We start from the raw sequence: 20785 nt of genomic DNA on the forward strand, positions 1-20785 counted from the left end.
TCAGTGACTTGCCGTGGCGGTAGGGACGATGTCCGGTGCGTCCGTGCTGGTGTAGTCGAAGGTGACGTCGCCCCAGGTGGACAGCGCGGCCTCCAGCGGTGCACAGGACTTGGCGGCGATCCGCAGTACGTCGGGTCCTTCGCGGAGCAGGTCACGGCCTTCGTTGCGGGCCTTGACGATGGCTTCGAGCGCGACCCGGTTGGCTTCGGCACCGGCCGCGATGCCGAACGGGTGGCCGATGGTGCCGCCGCCGAACTGCAGGATGACGTCGTCGCTGAACAGGTCGAGCAACTGGTGCATCTGGCCGGCGTGGATGCCACCGGACGCGACCGGCATGACTCCGGGCATCGAGGCCCAGTCCTGGTCGAAGAAGATCCCGTTCTGCAGGTTGGCCGGCACGTGGTCGTCCCGCAGCGTGTCGTAGAAGCCGCGGGTCGTGGCCGGGTCGCCCTCGAGTTTGCCCACGACGGTCCCCGCGTGGACGTGGTCGACCCCCATCAGCCGGCACCACTTCGAGATCACCCGGAAGCTCACCCCGTGCGTCTTCTGCCGGGTGTACGTCGAGTGCCCGGCCCGGTGCAGATGCAGCAGTACGCCGTTCTGCCGCGCCCAGTGCGCCATCGACTGGATCGCGGTGTAGCCGATGGTCAGGTCGATCATCACGACGACGCTGCCCAGCTCCTTGGCCAGCTCGGCCCGGTTGTACATCTCCTCCATCGTCCCGGCGGTGACGTTCAGGTAGTGGCCCTTGACCTCGCCGGTCTCGGCCACTGCCTTGTTCACGCCCTCCATCGCATACAGGAAGCGGTCGCGCCAGCGCATGAAGGGCTGGGAGTTGATGTTCTCGTCGTCCTTGGTGAAGTCGAGGCCGCCGCGGCAGGCCTCGTAGACGACCCGGCCGTAGTTGCGCGCGGACAGCCCGAGCTTCGGCTTGATAGTTGCCCCGAGCAACGGGCGGCCGTACTTGTTCAGCAGCTCGCGTTCCATCACGATGCCGTGGGCGGGGCCCTGGAACGTCTTGACGTAGGCGACCGGGATGCGCAGGTCCTCCAGCCGTAGCGCCTTCAGCGGCTTGAAGCCGAACACGTTGCCGATGATCGAGGAGGTCAGGTTGGCGATCGACCCTTCCTCGAACAGGTCGATGTCGTAGGCGATGTAGGCGAAGTACTCGCCCGGCCGTCCGGGCACAGCGTCCACCCGGTAGGCCTTGGCCTGGTAGTGCGTGTTCGCGGTCAGCCGGTCGGTCCAGACCACCGTCCAGGTCGCCGTCGAGGACTCGCCGGCCACGGCGGCCGCGGCCTCGATCGGCTCGACGCCGTCCTGCGGTGTCACCCGGAAGACGGCGAGTACGTCGGTCTCCTTCGGCTCGTAGTCCGGGTTCCAGTACCCCATCCCGGCGTAGCTCTGCACCCCCGGGTCCCAGCGTTCCTTGGTCATCGGTCGCTCCTTCCAGCGGTCGAGTCACCAGCGTGCGCCCTGCGATACGTCAACTACAATTGAGACTTCTCCGCTGACCGTTAAGCGATAGGTGCACAATGAATCTGCCGGCCGCCGCGACCTGGGGACGCCTCCAGACCTTCCTCGCGGTCTACGAGGGCGGCAGCATCCGCGCGGCGGCCGAGGCACTGCATGTCACGCCTCCCGCGGTGTCGGCCGCGATCGCGGCACTGGAGACGGCCTTGGGTACGGCGCTGTTCACCAAGTCCGGCCGTGGCATCGTCGCGACGGACGCCGGCGAGACGTTCGCGTCGTACGCGCGCAAGCTGCTCGGGCTTCTCGCCGAGGCGGCCGGCGCCGTGCACGACGCCGATCGGGGCCGGCTCCGGATCGGCGCGGTGGCGACCGCGAGCGAGTATGTCCTGCCGCGGCTGATGGCGTCGTTCGCCGACGAGCATCCGCAGGTCGAGCTGTCGCTATCCGTCCTCCCCCGCGACGAGCTCTTCGCCCTGGCCCGGGACCACGCCGTCGATGTCGTCCTGGCTGGACGACCGCCGCGCGGGTCGGGCCTGGTAACGCGCGCACGCCGGGCGAACCGTCTGGTGCTGGTGGGCCGACCCGGTCGCGACGACGACCCGCTCACGTCCACCTGGTTGCTCACCGGCCAGGGCTCGGGCACGCGAGACACCACGCTGTCGCTGCTGAGCCGACTCCAAGCCGCGCCACCGCTACTAACCCTCGGGACGTCAGGGGCAGCGGTTGCTGCAGCGCGCCAAGGACTAGGCCTGACCTTGGTCCACGAGGAGGCCGTGCTCGGTCAGCTCGACGCCGGCGAGCTCGCGCCGTACGCCGTACCCGGGACTCCCGTCGATCGGCCGTGGCATCTGTGCACCACGGCCGATCCCACCGCTGCAAGCCGGCTGTTCGTGCGGCATGTCAGCGATCCGGCCAGGGTAGGGACGGCTGCGTTTCACACCCGGTCTCGCCCGAAGGGGTGAGTACGGCGCCGTCGTACGACCGCATGCTGCTCTGCATGACCACGACGCTGCGCACCGACCTCCCCACCCTCGCCGACACCGCTCGTCGGATGGCCCACGCCGGTCGCGGCATCCTCGCCGCCGACGAATCGATCAAGACCATGTCGTCCCGGCTCGAACAGGAAGGCATCCCGTCGAGTGAGAAGGCACGACGGGACTACCGCGAGCTGCTGATCACCGCCGATGGGCTCTCCGACTCGGTCAGTGGGGTGATCTGGTGCGACGAGACGTTCGCGCAGGACCTCAGCGACGGCCGCCCGTTCCCGCAGGCCGCGCGCGAGCTGGGCATCCTGCCCGGCATCAAGGTCGACACCGGCACGAGCAAGTTGCCGGGCGGCGGTGGCGCTCTGATCACCGAGGGACTCGACGGCCTGGGTGACCGGCTCGCGTCGTACGCCGAGCGCGGGGCGGCGTTCGCGAAGTGGCGCGCGGTCTTCGACGTCGCCACGATCACGCTGTACTCGGCGCGGGCCAACGGCCACGCGCTCGCCCGGTACGCCGCCCTCAGCCAGCAGCACGGCATCGTCCCCATCGTTGAGCCCGAGGTTCTGTGCACCGGCGACCACAACTTGGGCGCGTCCGCGCAGGCGTCGAGCCTCGCCCTGAGCGTTGCCTTCGATGAACTGGCGCAAGCTGACGTCGACCTGTCCGGCATCGTGCTGAAGCCGAACTTCGTGACGCCTGGCCTCGATGCTCCGGCCGCTACTGCGCGCACGGTGGCCGCCGCCACCTTCGGCGTACTGTCCGACACGGTTCCGCCCGCAGTGGCTGGGATCGCGTTCCTGTCCGGGGGGCAGCCGACGAGTCACGTCTGTGAGGCGCTTCGCGAACTGCACCGGCTCGGCGACCGCCCGTGGCCGGTCACCTTCTCGTTCGGGCGCGCGCTGGTCAGTGACGCCCTGAGCGCTTGGGGCGGCGACGCACGGAATGTGGCGACAGCGCAACAGATCCTGGTGGACAACTGCCGTCAGGCCGGCCAGGCAATCCGCTAGAACGGCAGCTCGACCAGCACCGTTGTCCCTCGATCGGGAACCGACTCGATCCGGAGCGACGCCTCGATCAGGGCACAACGCTCCGCAATCGAGCTGAGGCCGAAGTGCTGCGCACCGTCCACGTCGCGTGCGCGGGCGGTACGCCGTTCCGCGGGGTCGAAACCCTTGCCGTCGTCGGCGCAGCCGAACACGATCGAGTCGCCGACCCGCCGCAGCGACAGGACGACGCGATCGGCCTCGGCGTGCTTGACCGCGTTCGCCAGCGCCTCCTGGGCGATCCGGTAGAGGGCCGCGGCAACGTGGTCGGGGATCACGTCCAGAGCCGCCGAGGGATCGACCAACAGGTCGATCGAAGGTGACTCCTCACCACTCGCTGCCGTCTGCACCAGGGACTCCATCGCCGCGACCAGGCCGAGGTCGTCGAGCACGAGACTGTGCAGGCCGGAGATCGCGGCGCGCGTCTGGTGGTAGGCAAGATCGGCCAGCTCCCGGGCGCTGACGAGCTCCGCCCGGGCTCGCTCGAGCTCCTGCTTCGCCGGGATCCCGGCCTTGAGCTCAGAGACCGTCAAGTCAGCCGCCGAGAGGTGGAAGGCCATCGACGCCAGCGCTGTCGTCACGCCGTCGTGAAGGTCGAAGGCGATCCGCCGGCGCTCGGCCTCCTGCGCCGAGATCGCCTGCTTGATCAGGCGGTCCCGCTCTGTCCGGTGGCGGTTCACCGCCAGCCACAGCTGCTCGGCGTGCAAGCGCAGCCCGAGCACGGCGGCGTACGGCTCGGCGAGGACGAGGTCGTCGGGACCGAACGGCAAGCGTGGACTGCGATGCGCCGCCAGTACGCCGACGATACGGTCCTCCAATCCACGCAGCGGCAGGATCAGCCTGGCGACGGTCTGCCGGGGCTCCAGTTGCAACAGCTGCCGGTGCAGCGCGTTGCGCGGCGAGTCGGACGCAAGGACGACCGGTGTGCCGTTGCGGGCCACCTGACCGGTCACTCCGAAGCCGACCGGCATGCTCAGCGTGCCTGCCGACGGGTGCGGCGGCCAGAGGTCTGCGACCGTGAGCTCTCGACCGTCGCTGGCCAGCAGCAGTACGCCGTCGGCCCGCAGCAGGCTCGCTAGCTCGGCAGCCGTGGGCACGGCACCACTCGAAGTACTCAACGGAACAGACCCTCGCGGAGCGCGACCGCGATGGCACCGCTGCGGTCGGAGACTCCGAGCTTGCGGTACAGGCCACGGATGTGGGTCTTCACGGTGTCCTCACTGACGACGAGTTTGCTCGCGACACCCTTGTTGGAGTGACCGGAGACGAGCAGCTCCAGCACCTCCGACTCGCGTTGGGTGAGGCCGAGGTGCGCGCCGGGCCAGAACTCACCGGCACTCAGCCGCGCAGCGGACAGTGCCACCCGGCCGGCCAGCGCATGGTCGATGACGGTCTCGCCGTCGCGCACCCGGCGTAGGTGTGCAACCAGCTCCTGGCCGTCGATCCGCTTCAGGATGTAGCCCGAGGCACCGACCCGTAGCGCCTGGTACAGGTAGTGCTCGTCGTCGTACACCGTCAGCAGCACGACCTTCGTCTCCGGGTACTGCGCGGTGATCTGACGGCACAGGTCGAGGCCGCTCTCCTTCCCGATCCGTACGTCGCACAGCACCACGTCGGGACGTTCGTCGGCGACCAGCGTGAGAGCCGCCGTGGCCGTGGTCGCCTGTCCTGTGATGACCACCTCGGTGGCGAAATGACCGAGCATCGCGACCAGGCCGTGCAGCACCATCTCGTGGTCGTCCACCAGGACCAGTCGCAGCGGGGCCGTCATAGACCAAGACTAAGCGGAGCAGGCCCGGAATCCCTCCGTTCTCAAGGGGATTCACCCGCACCTCCACCCGGCCGGGTGAGTGCCGAAAGGGCCCTGGCGCGGTGCCCTAGGAGTTCTCCGACCAGGAAGGGCCGCACCCGTGACCGAACCCACCCCTCGCGTTCCCCCGCCGCTGATCGTTCCGTCGGTGCTGCCCGCGGACTTCGCCCGTCTCGGCGACGAGATCCGCGAACTGTGCGACGCGGGCGTCGACCGGATCCAGTGGGACGTGATGGACGGGGTGTTCGTCCCGAACCTCACCTTCGGGCCGGACGTGATCGCGGCGGCCCAGCAGCACAGCCGGGTCGCCTTCGAGGCACATCTCATGGTCGTCGAGCCGGACGAGCTACTGCCGCGGTACGTCGAGGCGGGATGTGACCTGGTCATCGTGCACGCGGAGGCCTGCACGCACCTGCATCGCACTCTCGGCCGGATCCGGGATCTCGGCGCCCGCAGCGGTGTCGCCCTGAACCCGCACACGCCCGCCGACCTGGTGGAGCACGTCCTGACCGAGACCGACCTGGTGCTGGCGATGACGGTCAACCCCGGCTTCGGCGGTCAGGCGTACATCCCTTCGGTGGAGAACAAAGTGGCGCGGCTGCGGCGGATGATCGACGACTCCGGTCTGCCGATCGAACTCGAGGTCGACGGCGGGATCACCGCCGAGACCATCACCGGTGCGGCTGCCGCCGGCGCCGACGTCTTCATCTCGGGTTCCTGGATGTACGCCCACCAGGACGGGAAAGCAGCGGCGGTCCGGCAACTGCGCACCGCCGCGGCGAGTGCCGCACGCAACGAGGAGGCGGCCTGATGACCGAACTGCTGCAGCGGACTACACCGCCGTCCGTCGAAACCGACCGGCTCGCTGTCGACACTTTGCGGTTCCTCGCCGTCGACATGGTGCAGGCAGCGAACTCAGGGCATCCGGGGATGCCGATGGGCGCCGCGCCGATGGCCTGGGCGCTCTGGAGCCGGCACCTGCGCCATGACCCCGCCGCACCGGACTGGGCCGATCGCGATCGCTTCGTCCTCTCGGCCGGGCACGGATCCGCGCTCCTGTACGGCCTGTTGCACATCTTCGGGTACGACCTTCCCGAGGCAGAACTGCGCAACTTCCGGCAGCTCGGATCGCGCACCCCTGGACATCCCGAGTTCGGTCATACGGCCGGAGTCGAGTGCACCACCGGTCCGCTCGGACAGGGACTGGGCATGGCGGTCGGGATGGCGCTGGCCGAGCGGATGGAACACGCCCGCTACCCGGAGATCACCGACCATCACACGTACGCAATCGTCGGCGACGGCTGCCTGATGGAGGGGATCAGCCACGAGGCTGCGTCGCTCGCCGGGCATCTCGGGCTCGGCCGGCTGGTCGTACTGTGGGACGACAACTCGATCACCATCGACGGGGCGGTCGATCGGTCCTGCAGCGACGACCAGACCGCCCGCTTCGCGGCGTACGGCTGGCACACCCAGACCGTTGCTGACGGCACCGATGTGGACGCTGTCGACGCCGCGATCACCCGCGCCAAGGCCGACCCGCGGCCGAGTTTCGTCGCCGTCCGGACCATGATCGGTCACGGCGCGCCTGGCGTCGCCGGTACGTCGAAGGCGCACGGATCGCCGCTCGGTGTGGAGCTGGCCGCGGAAGCCAAACGGTTGGCCGGCTGGGAGCACGCGGCGTTCGCTGTTCCGGAGCAGGTGCGGGCTGTCTGCAAGGAGTTGGCCGCCGCCGGCGCGCGCGAACATGATGCGTGGAAGGCGGCGGTTGCGGCGTACACGCCGGAGCAGGCAGCGGAGTTCCATCGCAGGCAGGATCGGCGGCTGCCGGATGGCCTCGGGGATGCGCGGCTTGCAGTGAGCGGCGACTCGCCGCGGGCCACGCGGCAGTCGTCGCAGGCCTGCCTGAAGGCGGTGACTGCGCTGATGCCGGAACTGGTCGGCGGCTCGGCGGACCTCGCGGGTTCCACCGGGACTGCTACCGGCGGCGCCTTGGTGACGCGCGACGACTACTCCGGGTCCACGATCGCCTTTGGGATCAGGGAGTTCGGCATGGCCGCGGTCATGAACGGACTCAGCCTGCACGGCGGTTTCCGGGTCTACGGCAGCACCTTCCTGACGTTCGCCGACTACCTGCGGCCCGCGCTCCGACTCGCCGCGCTGATGCGGCAGCCGGTCATCTACGTGCTGACCCACGACTCGATCGCAGTCGGCGAGGACGGTCCGACCCACCACCCGTCGAGCAGATCGAATCGCTGCGCCTGATCCCCGGACTGCAAGTACTGCGTCCTGCCGACGACGCCGAGACCGCACGCGCCTGGCGGCTCGCGCTGGAGCGGACCGACGGACCGACCGCCCTGATCCTGTCCCGTCAGCCCCTCCCCCAGACCACACCACTGGATCACCACGGCCCGCCCGTTGCAGTCGAACTGGTGGCGACCGGATCCGAGGTCGGCCTGGGCGTGGAGGTCGCGAAGACGCTGACCACCGAGGGGTACGACGTTCGCCTGGTCTCGGCGATGGACCGGTCGACGTATCTTGCTGATCCGAACGCGACCACGGTCAGCCTCGAGGCCGGCAGCACCATGGGCTGGAAAGGCCTGGTCGACCTGGCCATCGGGATCGACGAGTTCGGCACATGTGGTCCCGGCGACGAGGTAATGGCGCGTCACGGCTTCACCGTGCCGGCGGTGGTGGCACGGATCCGCGAACATCTGCGGTACCTGAGGTGAGCCGGCTGGCCGCCGTCGTGTTCGACGTCGACGGAACGCTCGTGGACAGCGAACGCGACGGCCACCGGGTCGCCTTCAACGCCGCCTTCGAGGAGGCGGGACTGCCTGACCACTGGGACATCGCGACGTACGGACGGCTCCTCCGGATCACCGGGGGAGCCAGACGTTTGGCGTCCTGGTTCGAGCAGACAGGCCGATCGCCCGACGATGCGCGTCAGCTGGCGGAGCGGCTGCACGCTCGCAAGACGGCGATCATGCGGGACCTGATCGAGGACGGGAAGGTTCAGGCGCGGCCCGGGGTTCACCGTCTCCTCGACGAGCTCGAGGCCGGCGGCGTGCCGATGCATGTGGCAACGACCGGGACTCGGGCCTGGGTCGAACCACTGCTCGACCGGGTCTTCGGTCCTCGCTTCCAGATCGTTGTCACCGGCACCGAAGTACCCGACCTCAAGCCGAGCCCGGCGGCGTACGACGAGGTGCTGCGGCTGGCCGGTTGTCCGATCGATCGGACGGTGGCCGTCGAGGACTCGCGCAACGGCGTACGGGCGGCTGTCGCGGCCGGCCTGCGCGTTGTTGCCGCCCGCAACGAGTACACCCGGGACGACGATCTGTCCGGGGCGGCTCTGGTGGTGGACGGATTCGAGGATCCGGAACTGGTGACCTGGTTCCAGCAGTGAACATGACGGTGCCCCGCAGCCACGCTGCGGGGCACCGTTGGGTCAGACCGTCCAGGTCGCCAGCACCAGAGCCTTGTCACGCCAGGCCTGGATGTTCGCGTCCAGTACGTCGAGCGGGTTGAACGGAGTGACGCCCTTGATCAGGTCGTCCTCGCGCATGCCGTAGAGGGCGCCCATCGCGAACCGGCACGCGTAGACCTTCGCGCCCTCGTCGATCAGCGTCCGCAGCTGCTTGTTGTAGCCCAGGTTGCCCGGGAAGCCCTCGTTGCCGACGGCCGGGTAGCCACGGGCCGCCGACGCCATCAGGACGCCGGGTCCGTAGAGGACGAAGGTGAGGTCGAACCCCTTCCGCTGCAGCCGGGTGGCCGTGAGCATGTTGACCAGACCCACAGAACCCTCGAAGGGCACGGTGTGCATGAAGACGTACGCCTTGTCGCCTTCGTTGGCCTGGTAGTCGGGGAATACCTTCTCCTCGACGTCGAAGAGGATGTCGCCCTCCTGGGGCGGTTCGATGGTGACCGTCTTCGGCATGATGCTGACTCCTTCGAGGTGTTGACGGTGCGGAGATGATGGGAGGACCTGCGCCCGGGTCGGGTGCAGGGGTTCACTGGTCGCCGGGCGGGAGGTACTCCGGCTTCGGCCATCCCATCCGGTGGCTGCCGGGCATCGCCTGCATGGTGGCCCGGCGCAGGCCCCAGGGGAGGAACCGGTAGACGGGGGCGAAGACCTGTCGCCACCACCGGTCCTTGAGTCCGTGTGGCCGGGCCGGCGGGTTGGCGCCGTACCGGGCGGCCACGCGGCGTTGTGCGTCGCTGAGCAGGGCGTGCTCGGAGTTCGAGCGGAGCCAGCGGAAGAAGGGCATGCCGGCCGCCTCAGAGCTTCGCGACGAGCGCTTGCGCGGCCATCGCGATGGGTTCGTTCAGCGCGCCGATCGCGGGCGAGTAGACGTTCTCCATCGTCGCCAGCGTGTCGACGGTGACGCCGGTCCGGGCCACGATGCCGAGGAAGTCCGCGCGCTCCTTGATCCCTTCGCCGCCGATCATCTGGGCGCCGATCAGCCGCCGGGTCTTCGGATCGGCCAGCAGCTTGACCTTGATCGGCTTCACGCCCGGGTAGTAGCGCGCCCGGGTGATGCCGTCGGCCACACCGGTCACGAACGGCAGGCCGAGCGCGGTGGCAAGGGTCTCTCCGAACGAGACCCCGCCGATCATCCACTGCCCGGCGAGCATTCCCCAGGGCACATAGACCGGGTTGTGCACCCGGTTGCCGCCGGCCGCGTTGATGCCGGCCGTCTTGCCTTGTGCGTAGGCGTGACTGCCCGACAGTCCCTGCAGCGGCACGTTCGAGACGCCGTGCGGGATCTCGGCGCAGTCACCCGCGGCGAACACGTTCGGGTCGGACGTACGCATGTGCGGGTCGACCGCGATACCGCCGGTGCTGCCGAGCTTGATCCCCGCGGCGCCGGCCAGTGCGGTGTTCGCGACCTTGTGGCTGCCGATGACGGCCAGTTGCGCGGGTACGTCGCCGAACGTCGTACTGACGTGAGTGAGCGTGTCCGTGCCGTGGAAGGCGGTCACCCGCTCACCGAACTTGAGCGTCACGCCCGACTCGGCCCAGTCCTTGCGGACCGGCTCGACGATGTCCGGGTCGATCACGTCGGCCATCGGCCACGGACCGGGATCGATCAGCGTCACGTTGATGCCGCGGTGCTGCAGGGCCGAGACCATCTCCATCGCGATCGGGCCGGACTCCACCACCACGGCCGACTCGACCGTGTCCAGGTACTTGTCCCACTCCATCGCGGCACGGATGTTCTTGACGTGGTAGATGCCGCCGAGCTCGACCCCGGGGATGTCCGGGGTGTCGTAGTTCCAGCCGGTCGCGAGGATGAGCCGGTCGTAGCCGACCTCACCCTCGCCGCCGACCTTGATCGTGCGGGACCGGATGTCGATGCTCTCCACGGTGGTCTCGTAGTGCACGTCGATGCCCTGGGCAACGTACTGTTCCTTGGTGGCGAGGAACAGCTTCTCGAAGGACTCGATCTCCTTGCCGTGCACGAACGGGATCCCGCACGGGCTGTACGCGACGTCCTCGTACTCGGTGTAGACCACGGTCCGCACCGACGGGTCCTGGCCCTTGGCGGCTCCGGCCACCCCCAGGCCGGCGGCTCCGCCGCCGATCACAACGATCTTCACGAGTACTCACTTCCGTCAGTAGGAACAGCGGCGGTGGACACCGCCTGGGTGCTCAGTCGCACACCGGAGCGAAGGGTGTTGGTCACGTAGCAGACCCGCTCGGCCACCTCGACCAAGCGCTCGAGCTCGGCCTCGGGGGCACCGACCCTGGCGTCGACCCGGATCGCGCCGAACTGCAGCCCGTCGTACGTGCCGGTCGCTCGGACCGACAGCTCCGTCAGCTCGATCGAGCGCTTTCGCGCCGCGTAGCTGAGCGCCAGCGTGAAACAGGAGGCGACCGAGGCCAGCAGCAGGTCGGTCGGCTGCGGTCCCAGATCGGTCCCGCCGACACTCAGGGGTTCGTCGACCTTGATCGTGAAGGAGCCGGCCTCGACGGTGCAGTGGTATCCGCCGTGCCAGACACCTTCGACAGTGCGGTCGGCTGCCACCTGGCCGTCAGTGCGTGTGGTCGCCATGGCCGTCGTCGCGATGATCATGACCCGCGGGCCGATGACAGAGAACGTCGGCGCGGGCGTCGATGTCGTCCGCGGACACCACACCGCGCTCGGACAGCAGCGCCTCGAGCGCACCGAGCCACCGGTCGTAGTAGCTGTACTCCCCCGGCTCCGCCTCGCGCCGATCCACCTCGGCGATCAGGTTCTCCTGGAAGTCCTTCCAGGAGAACAGCCCCTGATCGGCCAGCGCCGCCGCGATACCGAAAGCCCTGCTCTCCCACGGTTGCGCGAAGACGAGCTCGCCGTTCGACCGGGGCAGCCCGACGACGGTGTCTTCGAGGGAGCCCGCGGTCATGAGACCACCTCGGCAACACCGACCATGGCGTCGCGGGTCACGAGGGCGGCGAGCTCCTCCTCCGACAGGCTTTCGGTGTGCGCCGGGCGGCGTGGCAGAACGAAGTACCTGTTCTCGGCGCTGGAGTCCCAGACCTTGATGCCGATGTCGTCGGCAAGCTGCAGCCCCATCTCCGCAAGCAGTGCCCGCGGCTCCCGGACAGCACGGGACCGGTACGCCGGATCCTTGTACCAGTCCGGCGGCAGTCCGAGGACCGGCCACGGGTAGCAGGAGCACAGGGTGCAGACGACGAGGTTGTGCACCTCGTCGGTGTTCTCCACCACCACGATGTGTTCGCCCTGGGGTCCGGCGAATCCGAGCTCCTTGATGGCACCGGTGCCGTCCGCGAGCAGCCGCTCACGGTAGTCCGGATCGACCCAGGCCTTGGCCACGACCTTGGCCCCGTTCAGTGGGCCGACGTCGTTCACATAGCGATTGATGAAGCCGTCGAGTACCTCGGTCTTCACCAGGCCGCGCTCGGTGAGCAGCTCCTCCAGCGCCTCGGCGCGCAGGGCGGCCGGTGGCCGGTCGACGGAACGTGGATCAGAACTCACTGGCTCTCCTCCAGGTAGCTCTCGAAGAGGTCGATGAGCAGGGTCGAAGGTTCAGCGTCCGGTCCCCACAGCTCGGTGGACTCGAAGCGAACGGTGTACACGTGCTGGGCGTCCTCGCCGGTGAAATGGGCCGTGCTGTCGGGCAGCACGGCAGCCGGCCGGCGGGCCTCGACAGTCCCGGTGCGACCGCGGACATATGCGGGCATCCGGGTGTGACCGGACTTGTACAGCTCACGAGCCCGCACCCGCTGGCCCGCTGCGAACGCCGGCTCGTCGTCGATCTGCCGCAACGAACCAGGCCCACCACGCTGGTACGACGGTTTGTTCACCTCGGTGTCGGCCGGCTCGGTGACGTCCTCGCCGGCCAGGCGACGCGCACGGGCTTCGACCGCACCGGGCGCGAGCACACCGCTGTCGACCAGCAGCAGCTCGGCAGCGCGCAACCAGCGCCCGTAGTACCCGTCGGACAGGTAGTCGATCGGGTGCAGGCGCTCGAGCGCGTGCCGGAAAGCGTCCAGGTTGGTCCCCGAGGCGCCCATCGACGCGAGGCCGAGCGCGAACGTGCGGGCGTGCCAGTCCTCGGCGAAGACGGGCTCGTCCGGATCGATCGCCACCGTGCCCCAGCCGTGGGTGCCACCCATGTCGTGAATGCCGTCCACAAGCAGTTCTCCTCGCGTCCGGTGGAATGACTCCGAATCTCTTATCGGATAAGCTAGTACACTATGAGACACACAGACATCCGTCAACCATCGGATAGACTGCGTCTACTAAACGCCGGGGTCGACCGGCAGACGACGAAGGAGCGACCAGTGACACCTCCATCGCAGCGGTCCGCACGGGCCCGCGACGACGAGCCGGCCGAGCGGCCCACCGGCGCCCCGCTGTCGGAGTCGGCCGTCTCCGAGGTCGTCTCCGGCATCGGTCCGAGGCTGCGCGCGCTGCGCGCCCGGCTCGGGCTGTCACTGCAGCAGCTGGCCGAGCGCTCCGACGTGTCGCCGGCGGCGATTCACAAGGTGGAGCAGGGCACGATGGTCCCGACCATCACCACGCTGCTCAAGCTGGCGGCGGCATTCCAGGTGCCGGTCGCGCACTTCATCGACGAGACCGATGCACCGGCCACACCGGTGACTTTCACAGCCAAGGACCAGCGCCGGATCCACACGTCACACGATGGAGCTGTGGTGCTCGGATCGATCTCCGCGGACTCAGGGCCGTTCGACCTGACGGCGAGTGTCATCGAGATCGCAGCGGGCGCACAGTCGGCCGAGGACGAACGGCGCGCGGCGGGCGAGACGTTGCTGCATGTGCAGTCGGGCTCGCTGGAGCTGACGGTGGGAGCTCAGACCTACCGCCTCACCGCGGGCGACTCGCTGCACTTCCGCTCCGAGGAGAGCCACTCCTGGCGCAACCCGTCCGGACGCGCCACCAAAGCGGTCTGGGTCTCGCTCCCCGAACGACGGAACTGATCACCGCACCAGAGCGGAGCGCGGCGTACCCAGGTCGGTCACGGGGCGCCTGACGTTGGTGCGCAGCGTCACCATCTCGACCAGGTCGAGCAGCCGGTTGGCGTAGCCCCACTCGTTGTCGTACCAGCCGAACACGCGGACGGCGTCGCCGTGCGACTCGATGTCCTGCAAGGACACGACGCAGGACCGCGGGTCGCCGATCACGTCGCTGGAGACCATCGGCATGTCACTCACGCCCACGATGCCGGACCATCGCTCGGACAGCGCGGCCTGGATGAAGGCGTCGCGCACCTGCTCGGTGCCGGCCCGGCCGCGGAGCATGCCCACGACGTTGCTGAGCGAGCCGTCAGGCACGGGGACGCGCACCGCGACGCTGTGCACGCGGTCCTTCAGGTGCGGCAGTACGCGGGCGAGCGCTTTGTCCGCACCTGTTCCGGTCGGGATGATGTTCTGACCCGCGGCACGGGAACGGCGCAGGTCGTGGTGCGGCAGGTCGAGCAGTTGCTGGTCGTTCGTGTACGCGTGCACGGTGTCGACCCAGCCACCCTCGACCCCGAAGGCCTCGTCGAGGATCGCGAGGATCGGCGCGACACAGTTCGTCGTACACGATGCGTTCGAGATGATCCGGTCGGAGTCCGGGTCGAGGCTGGCCTCGTTGACGCCGAGGCAGATCGTCGCCTCCGCCGAGTCGGTCTGGGTGGAGATGACCACCCGCTTCGCGCCCGCGCGCAGATGCCCTCCGGCCCGGTCCCTGCTGGTGAAATGACCGCTGCATTCCGCAACCACGTCCACCCCGAGCGACGACCACGGCAGATTCCCCGGATGGTTCGCCCGCAGTACCCGGATCCGCCGGTCCCCGACCATCAGCTCGTCGTCGGCCGCCACCACCGGTACGCCGAGCCGGCCGTGCACCGTGTCGTGCTGGAGCAGGTAGGCCAGCGTCGACGCGGGGGTCAGGTCATGGACGGCGACGACGTCGACGAACGAGTCGCGGGCGATGATGGAGCGCAGCAGCGCACGGCCGATCCGGCCGAGGCCGTTGATCGCGATCCGGGGAGCATCGGTCATCGGGATTCCTCTCGGGGTCTCACACCGAAACCAGCACGGGCACGGCTCTGGCGCCGGCCGTGGAGCGCGCTGGTGGCACCAGGGAGGCAAGTGCCACCAGCGCGTCGAACACGCGGTCACCGTCGGTCCACGCGTGCGCCTCGGCGAAGTCGATCCATTCGCTCGGGGGGATCACCGGCTCGAACTCGCCGTACTCGATCTCACCCCAGGTGGCGGCCATCTCGATGAGCTCCACCAGGGAGGTCATCGGTTGCGCCTCCAGGGACATCAGGCGCCGATGGTGCGCCGGTGCACTCTGCTCGAAGCGGCATCCGCAGCAGTCAGGTCCAGCGATGTACGTGTCCATGAACGGATGCTGCCCGCTGCTGTTGCACAGGTGTTGCACGGCGTTGCAACGGCTCAGTCGTTCCGTCCGGCGGCCACCTGTTCCGCCTCGGCGAGCAGCCGGGCCTCCGCCGCGGCGTACTTCTCGAGCGCGTGATTGGCCCGGTAGCCGAGGTCCACGGCCTTGGCCAGGTACTCCTCGGTCATCGACTCGACGGCCTCCGGCGCCGCGCCGCCGAGGGCGCTGCGGGTCGCGACGATCGCACGCGGATCGAGGACGGTCTTGATCTCCTCGGCATCGAGATCCAGGGTGCGCCCGACGACCGATGTCGCCGCGCGATCGAGGTCCTCCGAACTGATGTCGACACCCCGGACCCCGCGCCGGCTGGCCTCACGCACCACCTCGCCCACGATCAGGTACGCCGCCCGGTAGTCCAGGCCGCACCGCAGCATGACGAACTCGGCCAGATCCGTGGCCTGCGTGTACCCCTCCTCGAGCCGCTGCCACATCCGGTCCTCGTTGACGCTGAGCGTGTCCACCACGCCCTCCATCAGCGCGGTGATCCGGGTCGCGAACTCGACCGCCTTCGGGATCTCGCCGTACGCGAAGATCAGGTTGTCGCTGCGGGCCGACGGGCTCTTCACGACCGCCAGGAATCCGGTCAGCCGCCCGATCAGTACGCCGCCACCACCGCGAACGATCGACAACGCGTACGGGTTGCGCTTCTGCGGCATCAAGACCGACGCACGGGTGTACGGGCCGGCCAGGTCGACGTAGTCGAACTCCTGACTGGACCAGATCTCGAGGTCCTCCGCCAGCTTGGACTGGTTGGACAGCAGGCTGACGCTGGTGGTCAGCAGATCGACGAAGGTGTCGGTCTGCCACATGGCATCGCGAGTGTGCGTGATGACGTCGTCGAACCCGAGCAGGTCCGCGATCACCCGCCGGTCGTCCAGCAACCGGCTGCCGTTGACACATCCCGCGCCACCTGGGCTGGTGTTGACCTGGGCCAGCGCGTCGATCAACCGATCGCAGTCCCGGATCGCCGGCGGCACGAACCCGAGCAGGTAGTGCCCGAACGTCGAGGGCTGCGCCTGCTGGAGGTACGTCTGGTCCGGCATGTACACCTCGCGGTAGCGGGCCGCCGTACGGCACGAGGTGGCGGCGAACTCTGAGGCGGCAACCGCAAGCTGGGCGGTCAGTCCGCGCAGCAGGATCCGCAGTGCGACCCGGGCCGCCTCGCGCCGGGGCCGGCCGGCGTGCAGCCAGCCGGCGTCGTCGCCGATCGTGGCGACGAAGTGGCGCTCGCGCGAGTTGTACGGTTCGCCGTACGCCGCGTCGTACGGGAAGTCCTCCGGCTTGGTGCGATGCGTGTCCAGCAGTACGCCGAGCAGCGCCGCGGCCGCCCGCTCCGGGATGATGTGGCGGTGCCGGAGGTCGAGTACGTGGGCGATGTCGGCCATGTTCAGCCCGTGATGCAGCAGCGGTGCGTCCGCGATCTCCCAGGCGAACCCCGCGTCGATGAGTTGCTGCGCGGGGCGGTCCTTGGAGGGTCCTTCGACCCGTCGGCCCGAGTTCACCGCTGTCATGACGTAACCTCCTCGCCGACGGCCGTGGGGGCGGCCGCCGGGGTGGTGAGTTCGTCGGCGGCGGCGAGTGCCCCACCGGTGCTCCAGTACAGGACGGGTCCGGACAGCTCGTTGCGGTGACTGCTCAGCCACAACAGCGCTTTCGCGTTGTAGACCGGGTCGGCAACGAAACCGCTGTGCTGCAACAAGGCGGCGGCCAACTCGTCGGCTTCCGGCCATCCCCCGCCGTACCCGGGGCCGCGTCCGTCGACCACTCTCCAGCGGGGCAGCGGGCCGGTGGCGCCGATCAGCCGGGCGCACTCCTCCGCGCGTGTCGCAACCTGCGCCTCGATCTCCTCGACGGGCCGCGAGACCGACACACCGACGACCTCGATGCCGTTGGTTGACGCGAGGCCGGCGAGCAGTCCGGCGATGCTGCCGCCCGAGCCGACCGGGATCACGACGCTCGCGGAGCCGATCCGTCGTTCGGCCAACTGCGACACCAACTCCGCGGCGGCGACGGCGAACCCGCACGCGCCCACCGGTGTCGCTCCACCGCGAGGTACGACGTACGGCCGCCGGCCCTGGGCCCGGAGCCGTCCCGCCAGCTCGCGCGCGTGGATGTCCATGCTCCTGCGATCGGCGGAGCCGGTGAACTCCACGGCCGCCCCGGCCCTTCTGGACAAGGCCAGCGCGGCTGCACCATCGCGCGGGTTGCCGTAGCAGACCTGCACGACGGCGATGCCTTGTCCGGCCGCAGCCACAGCCAGCAGAGCGGCGAAGTTCGAAGGAGGACCGCCCGCGACCACGATGGTGTCGGCCTGCAGCGACACCGCGTCCCCAAGGACGAACTCGAGAGTGCGCACCTTGTTGCCACCCCAGGCGAACCCGGTCAAGTCGTCGCGTTTCACGAGTACGTCGCGCAGTCCCGGCATACCCGCGAGGTCCGCCACGTGCTGCAGCGGAGTTGGGAAGGTCCCGAGCGGCACGCGGGGAAGGTCGGTCAGCGCCACGACGCACTCTCCCCGGCCCGACGACGGGTGGCGCGGGCCACCACCTCGTCGGCCATGGCAGCAGCGGCGCCGGTGTCGAACCGGTCGAGTTCGGCCAGCTCGGCGGGCTCGATCTGCCCGTCGAGCACGGCTGTCAGCGAACGGCCGGAGCCGATCGCGGCGCGGTACGCGTCCTGCAGCGTGGCCTGCGCCCGGTGCTTGCCCAGCCGCGCCGACATCACGCTCAGCAGGCGCTCCGAGGACGCCGTCCCGGTCGCTTCCAGGTTCGCAAGCATGCGTGCCGGATCGACCTCGAGTCCGCGGACCAGCGATCGCGTCATACCGGACGCGGCGAGAACGTAGTGGCTGAGCTCCGGCAGCACGACCCACTCGGTCTTCCACGAGCGCCCGTCCCGCTCGTGCTCGCCGACCAACGTCTCGGCGAGCACACCCGCCGAGGATCGAACCAGGCGGGCGAGCGTGACGATCTGCTCGGACACCTCGGGATTGCGCTTGTGTGGCATCGAAATACTGCCCACCGTGGTCGCCGGGGTCGGCTCGCGCACCTCGGCCAGCTCGGCACGGGCGAGCATGTAGACCTCGTTGGCGATCCGCGCCATCGCGCCGACCACAACAGCCATCACCTGTGCGAACTCCGCGAGCCGATCGCGCGTGGTCAACCAGGAGATCGCCGGCTCGCCCAGACCCAGTCGATCGCAGTACGCCGTACGCAGCGGCAACGCCTGCACACCGAAGAACCCGAGCACGCCGACCGCTCCACCAAGCTCGGCCACCAGCCAGCGATCACGGCCCTGCCGAAGACGTTCCAGACTGCGCCCGACCTCGTCGGCCCACGTCGCGGCCTTGAACCCGAACGTGATCGGAGCCCCCGGCTGACCGTGGGTGCGACCAAGCATCGGCGTCTCCCGGTACCGCGCGGCAAGAGACAGGAGCTCTGCCTCGATCGCCCAGAGGTCCCGCCAGACCAGCTCGCCGACCTCGGCGATCTCCAGGACCTGCGCGGTGTCCGAGATGTCCTGAACAGTCGTGCCGTAGTACACGTGCTCGGCCGCGTCCGCGGGCAGCATCCGCTGCAGCACCTGGATCAGACCGAGCGTCGAGTGCGAGGTCGTCCGGGTGCCTTCCGCAACGGCTTCCAGATCCAGCTCCGCACCACGGAGCCCTGCGATGGCAGCCGCTGACGAGGCCGGGATGATGCCGACGTCCGCCTGGGCCACGGCCAGCGCGATGACCACGTCGAGCCATCGGGCGACGCGGGTCGACTCAGCGAAGATCCCGCGGCTCTCCGCGGTACTCCACTGGTGCCCGAAGATCGCGGAGTCGATCAGATGTGCGTCCATGCGACCCCCGACCGATCGACGATCGTCTCGAGCGCCGCGCGCACCTCGGCCAGCGACGCACCCCAAGGCACGACCGTTCCGGTGGGCTCGCTCTCGATGCCCTCCTGGAGCAGGCAGCAGCGGGTGAGCGTACGTCGGCCGTCCGCCGTCAGCCACTGTCGCGGACAGATGTCGACGCGTTCTGGCGTGCTGCCGTAGAACCACTGATGGATCTGATTGGAGCGTTCACACCCGAGCAGCGTCCAGTCGCGCTCCGGCGGTCGTTCGTCCAGGAACGACACCGAGCTGCCCGGGAAGTCCATCCCCGAACCACGGCACGGGATCAGCACATCGCGCGGTGGTACGTCGTACTCCTCGGCGAGGAGGCGCCGGCTGTCGACCAGCTCCGGTACGACGACGATCGGCGGGAGATCCTCGGCCGTCGCGAGCACCCGGCGTACCTGGTCGAGCAACTTGGCCGGGCCGGGCGGGACGACGTCGACGAGCCTGATCCGGATCGGTGCCGGGTTGAGGATGAAGCTCACGTGGGAGTACAGCCCCTCGACCACGACACATCGCACGCCGGGGACGGCCGCCTCCGCGGCTGCAGCGAGCTGTGAGGGAACGGCGGTGTCGACGGTCTCGTCGACCACTACGGCACAGTCGTCAGGACCGGCCAGTACCCGGGCGGCGACGGTCAGCGTGAAGAGGTCCGCGGACGGCTTGCGATCCACCTCGACGAGCGCGACGCGACCCTCGTGCCGGGCCACGATGAAGCGGGTCCGGAAGTACACCTCGCGATCGGTGAAGTGATCGGCCAGCCAGACTGGGTCGAGGGTCGGGACGGCCGCGACGGCGACCTGGCGGTAGCGCGACGGGATGACGTTCGGTGCCGCCGGATCCGTCGGCCGGATGGTGACTGGCTCCTCAGTGCGCACGAGCCGAGCTCTCCAGCGCAGCGCCGAGCCCGATCGTGTCGGAGCGGAGTCCGCGGCGCAGCGTCTCCAGGCCCATCACGTCGTCCACCGCGATGTTGCCGAGGTTCACCTCGGGACCGAGCCGCCGGATCAGGTGCGCCTGCTGCGCTCGCTGCGGCGCCTCGTAGATGATCAGCTCGGCGGCGGCGGACGAGGCGAGCTCGTCGAGCAGGTCCTCGCGCAGGTAGCCACTCGCGTCGTACAGACCCACGGTGCCGCTCTCGCGACCCTCGGCCACCAGCCAGCCGGCGCCGGCCTCCAGATCCGTCTCGAGTTCGGTGACCCACTCGGCTGCGGACACAGCGTCACCGGGGTTCTTGCTGCCGACCTCGGCGAAGACCTCGAACCCGAGCGACCGGGCCTGCCGGATGATCCGGTGTTTCTCGGCCAGCAGCATGTCCGTGCTCCCCCGGGACACCTCGACGCACTCGAAACCCGCCCAGGTCGCGAACTCGAAGAACTCGTCCACCCGGTCCTGCAGCCAGGCGATCTCGAGTAGGGTGCCGCCGGTGCACGGCTTGACGTGGTGGTCGCGCAGCGTCCGGACCTTCTCGGCCAGCGCCGGCTCGATGTACGCCGTACCCCAACCGAGCTTCCAGACGTCGATCCAGCCGGAGTACGCCTTGAGTACGGACTCCACCCGGTCCAGGGAATACCCTTTGTCCAAGACATGGGTCAGCCCGGCCGACCGGGGCTTGGCGGGCCGCTCCGGCAGCGTCAGGAAGCTCGGACCAGCTCCAGCCATTGCGCCTGC

At 69.1% G+C, this 20785-nt stretch carries 23 protein-coding genes and 1 pseudogene; 7 read left to right on the forward strand and 17 right to left on the reverse strand.

Going from position 1 to position 20785, the window contains the following annotated elements:
• Entirely contained in the window at nucleotides 1-1437 is a 1437-nt protein-coding gene (locus E0H73_RS16490) for a form I ribulose bisphosphate carboxylase large subunit (RefSeq protein ID WP_131356326.1), read from the reverse strand.
• 98 nt (nucleotides 1438-1535) lie between these two features.
• Between E0H73_RS16490 and E0H73_RS16495 the strand changes: the two genes are divergently transcribed.
• Nucleotides 1536-2435, forward strand: a complete 900-nt coding sequence (locus E0H73_RS16495) for a LysR family transcriptional regulator (protein ID WP_131356329.1) — start codon at nucleotides 1536-1538, stop codon at nucleotides 2433-2435.
• Nucleotides 2436-2470: 35 nt separating this feature from the next.
• Nucleotides 2471-3466, forward strand: coding sequence for a class I fructose-bisphosphate aldolase (locus E0H73_RS16500; RefSeq protein ID WP_131356332.1), 996 nt, complete (start codon nucleotides 2471-2473; stop codon nucleotides 3464-3466).
• Here E0H73_RS16500 and E0H73_RS16505 read toward each other — a convergent pair.
• Both E0H73_RS16505 and E0H73_RS16510 read right to left on the reverse strand, forming a co-directional pair.
• A complete protein-coding gene (locus tag E0H73_RS16505) occupies nucleotides 3463-4599 on the reverse strand; it encodes a GAF domain-containing sensor histidine kinase (protein ID WP_238164035.1) in 1137 nt (378 codons plus the stop codon). The two genes, E0H73_RS16500 and E0H73_RS16505, sit on opposite strands and share 4 nt — an antisense overlap.
• Nucleotides 4600-4616: 17 nt before the next feature.
• Complete coding sequence (locus E0H73_RS16510; RefSeq protein WP_131356339.1) at nucleotides 4617-5273, reverse strand: response regulator; 657 nt, start codon at nucleotides 5271-5273, stop codon at nucleotides 4617-4619.
• 139 nt (nucleotides 5274-5412) lie between these two features.
• Here E0H73_RS16510 and rpe point away from each other — a divergent pair, with 139 nt between their 5' ends.
• From rpe to E0H73_RS16525, 4 genes and pseudogenes are all read left to right on the forward strand, one after another.
• Nucleotides 5413-6123, forward strand: coding sequence for a ribulose-phosphate 3-epimerase (gene rpe / locus E0H73_RS16515; protein WP_131356342.1), 711 nt, complete (start codon nucleotides 5413-5415; stop codon nucleotides 6121-6123).
• Nucleotides 6123-7633, forward strand: a pseudogene (locus tag E0H73_RS16520) (transketolase family protein); the annotation flags it as partial. The gene rpe and the pseudogene E0H73_RS16520, both read left to right, overlap by 1 nt.
• Before the next feature lie 108 nt (nucleotides 7634-7741).
• A complete protein-coding gene (locus E0H73_RS47220) occupies nucleotides 7742-8041 on the forward strand; it encodes a transketolase-like TK C-terminal-containing protein (protein ID WP_238164046.1) in 300 nt (99 codons plus the stop codon).
• Nucleotides 8038-8718, forward strand: coding sequence for an HAD family hydrolase (locus E0H73_RS16525; protein WP_131356345.1), 681 nt, complete (start codon nucleotides 8038-8040; stop codon nucleotides 8716-8718). Before E0H73_RS47220 ends, E0H73_RS16525 begins: the two co-directional genes overlap by 4 nt.
• Nucleotides 8719-8760: 42 nt before the next feature.
• On the opposite strand, the gene E0H73_RS16530 is transcribed toward E0H73_RS16525, so the two are convergent.
• The 7 genes from E0H73_RS16530 to nthB all read right to left on the reverse strand — a co-directional run bounded on the left by E0H73_RS16530 (nucleotide 8761) and on the right by nthB (nucleotide 12954).
• Nucleotides 8761-9249: an MSMEG_0572/Sll0783 family nitrogen starvation response protein gene (locus E0H73_RS16530; protein WP_131356348.1), complete on the reverse strand. Its 489-nt coding sequence runs from the start codon at nucleotides 9247-9249 to the stop codon at nucleotides 8761-8763.
• 73 nt (nucleotides 9250-9322) lie between these two features.
• Entirely contained in the window at nucleotides 9323-9580 is a 258-nt protein-coding gene (locus tag E0H73_RS16535; RefSeq protein WP_131356351.1) for a hypothetical protein, read from the reverse strand.
• A 10-nt stretch (nucleotides 9581-9590) separates the two neighbouring features.
• Nucleotides 9591-10913: an FAD-dependent oxidoreductase gene (locus tag E0H73_RS16540; RefSeq protein ID WP_202867409.1), complete on the reverse strand. Its 1323-nt coding sequence runs from the start codon at nucleotides 10911-10913 to the stop codon at nucleotides 9591-9593.
• Nucleotides 10910-11368 carry an OsmC family protein gene (locus E0H73_RS16545; RefSeq protein ID WP_165555701.1) on the reverse strand — a complete coding sequence of 153 codons (459 nt, stop codon included), beginning with the start codon at nucleotides 11366-11368 and terminating at the stop codon, nucleotides 10910-10912. Before E0H73_RS16545 ends, E0H73_RS16540 begins: the two co-directional genes overlap by 4 nt.
• On the reverse strand, nucleotides 11349-11702 hold the full coding sequence (locus E0H73_RS16550) for a nitrile hydratase accessory protein (RefSeq protein WP_131356356.1): 354 nt from the start codon (nucleotides 11700-11702) through the stop codon (nucleotides 11349-11351). The genes E0H73_RS16545 and E0H73_RS16550 overlap by 20 nt, the downstream gene beginning before the upstream one ends.
• Nucleotides 11699-12295, reverse strand: coding sequence for a nitrile hydratase subunit alpha (gene nthA / locus E0H73_RS16555; protein ID WP_131356360.1), 597 nt, complete (start codon nucleotides 12293-12295; stop codon nucleotides 11699-11701). The genes E0H73_RS16550 and nthA overlap by 4 nt, the downstream gene beginning before the upstream one ends.
• Nucleotides 12292-12954 carry a nitrile hydratase subunit beta gene (gene nthB / locus E0H73_RS16560; protein ID WP_131356363.1) on the reverse strand — a complete coding sequence of 221 codons (663 nt, stop codon included), beginning with the start codon at nucleotides 12952-12954 and terminating at the stop codon, nucleotides 12292-12294. Before nthB ends, nthA begins: the two co-directional genes overlap by 4 nt.
• Nucleotides 12955-13104: 150 nt before the next feature.
• On the opposite strand from nthB, the gene E0H73_RS16565 reads away from it, so the two are divergent.
• On the forward strand, nucleotides 13105-13761 hold the full coding sequence (locus E0H73_RS16565) for a helix-turn-helix domain-containing protein (protein ID WP_165555702.1): 657 nt from the start codon (nucleotides 13105-13107) through the stop codon (nucleotides 13759-13761).
• Here the strand turns inward: E0H73_RS16565 and E0H73_RS16570 are convergent, their stop codons facing one another.
• Genes E0H73_RS16570 through E0H73_RS16600 form a run of 7 tightly spaced genes read right to left on the reverse strand, consistent with a single transcriptional unit; the run spans nucleotide 13762 to nucleotide 20776 of the window.
• Nucleotides 13762-14829 carry a type I glyceraldehyde-3-phosphate dehydrogenase gene (locus E0H73_RS16570; protein WP_131356369.1) on the reverse strand — a complete coding sequence of 356 codons (1068 nt, stop codon included), beginning with the start codon at nucleotides 14827-14829 and terminating at the stop codon, nucleotides 13762-13764. It lies immediately after the preceding gene.
• A 19-nt stretch (nucleotides 14830-14848) separates the two neighbouring features.
• Nucleotides 14849-15175 carry a hypothetical protein gene (locus tag E0H73_RS16575; protein ID WP_131356373.1) on the reverse strand — a complete coding sequence of 109 codons (327 nt, stop codon included), beginning with the start codon at nucleotides 15173-15175 and terminating at the stop codon, nucleotides 14849-14851.
• A gap of 53 nt (nucleotides 15176-15228) precedes the next feature.
• Nucleotides 15229-16743, reverse strand: a complete 1515-nt coding sequence (locus tag E0H73_RS16580; RefSeq protein WP_131356376.1) for an argininosuccinate lyase — start codon at nucleotides 16741-16743, stop codon at nucleotides 15229-15231.
• Nucleotides 16740-17735: a pyridoxal-phosphate dependent enzyme gene (locus tag E0H73_RS16585; protein WP_131356379.1), complete on the reverse strand. Its 996-nt coding sequence runs from the start codon at nucleotides 17733-17735 to the stop codon at nucleotides 16740-16742. Before E0H73_RS16585 ends, E0H73_RS16580 begins: the two co-directional genes overlap by 4 nt.
• The gene (locus tag E0H73_RS16590; RefSeq protein WP_131356382.1) at nucleotides 17726-19075 is read right to left on the reverse strand and encodes a class-II fumarase/aspartase family protein; all 1350 of its coding nucleotides are present in this window, start codon (nucleotides 19073-19075) and stop codon (nucleotides 17726-17728) included. The genes E0H73_RS16585 and E0H73_RS16590 overlap by 10 nt, the downstream gene beginning before the upstream one ends.
• Entirely contained in the window at nucleotides 19060-19992 is a 933-nt protein-coding gene (locus tag E0H73_RS16595) for an XcbA family protein (protein ID WP_131356385.1), read from the reverse strand. The genes E0H73_RS16590 and E0H73_RS16595 overlap by 16 nt, the downstream gene beginning before the upstream one ends.
• Nucleotides 19982-20776 (reverse strand): phosphosulfolactate synthase, encoded by a 795-nt coding sequence (locus E0H73_RS16600; RefSeq protein WP_131356388.1) that lies wholly within the window; start codon nucleotides 20774-20776, stop codon nucleotides 19982-19984. The genes E0H73_RS16595 and E0H73_RS16600 overlap by 11 nt, the downstream gene beginning before the upstream one ends.
• Nucleotides 20777-20785: the final 9 nt, after the last annotated feature.

The sequence above is a fragment of the Kribbella pittospori genome (genome assembly GCF_004331465.1).
Taxonomy (GTDB): domain Bacteria; phylum Actinomycetota; class Actinomycetes; order Propionibacteriales; family Kribbellaceae; genus Kribbella; species Kribbella pittospori.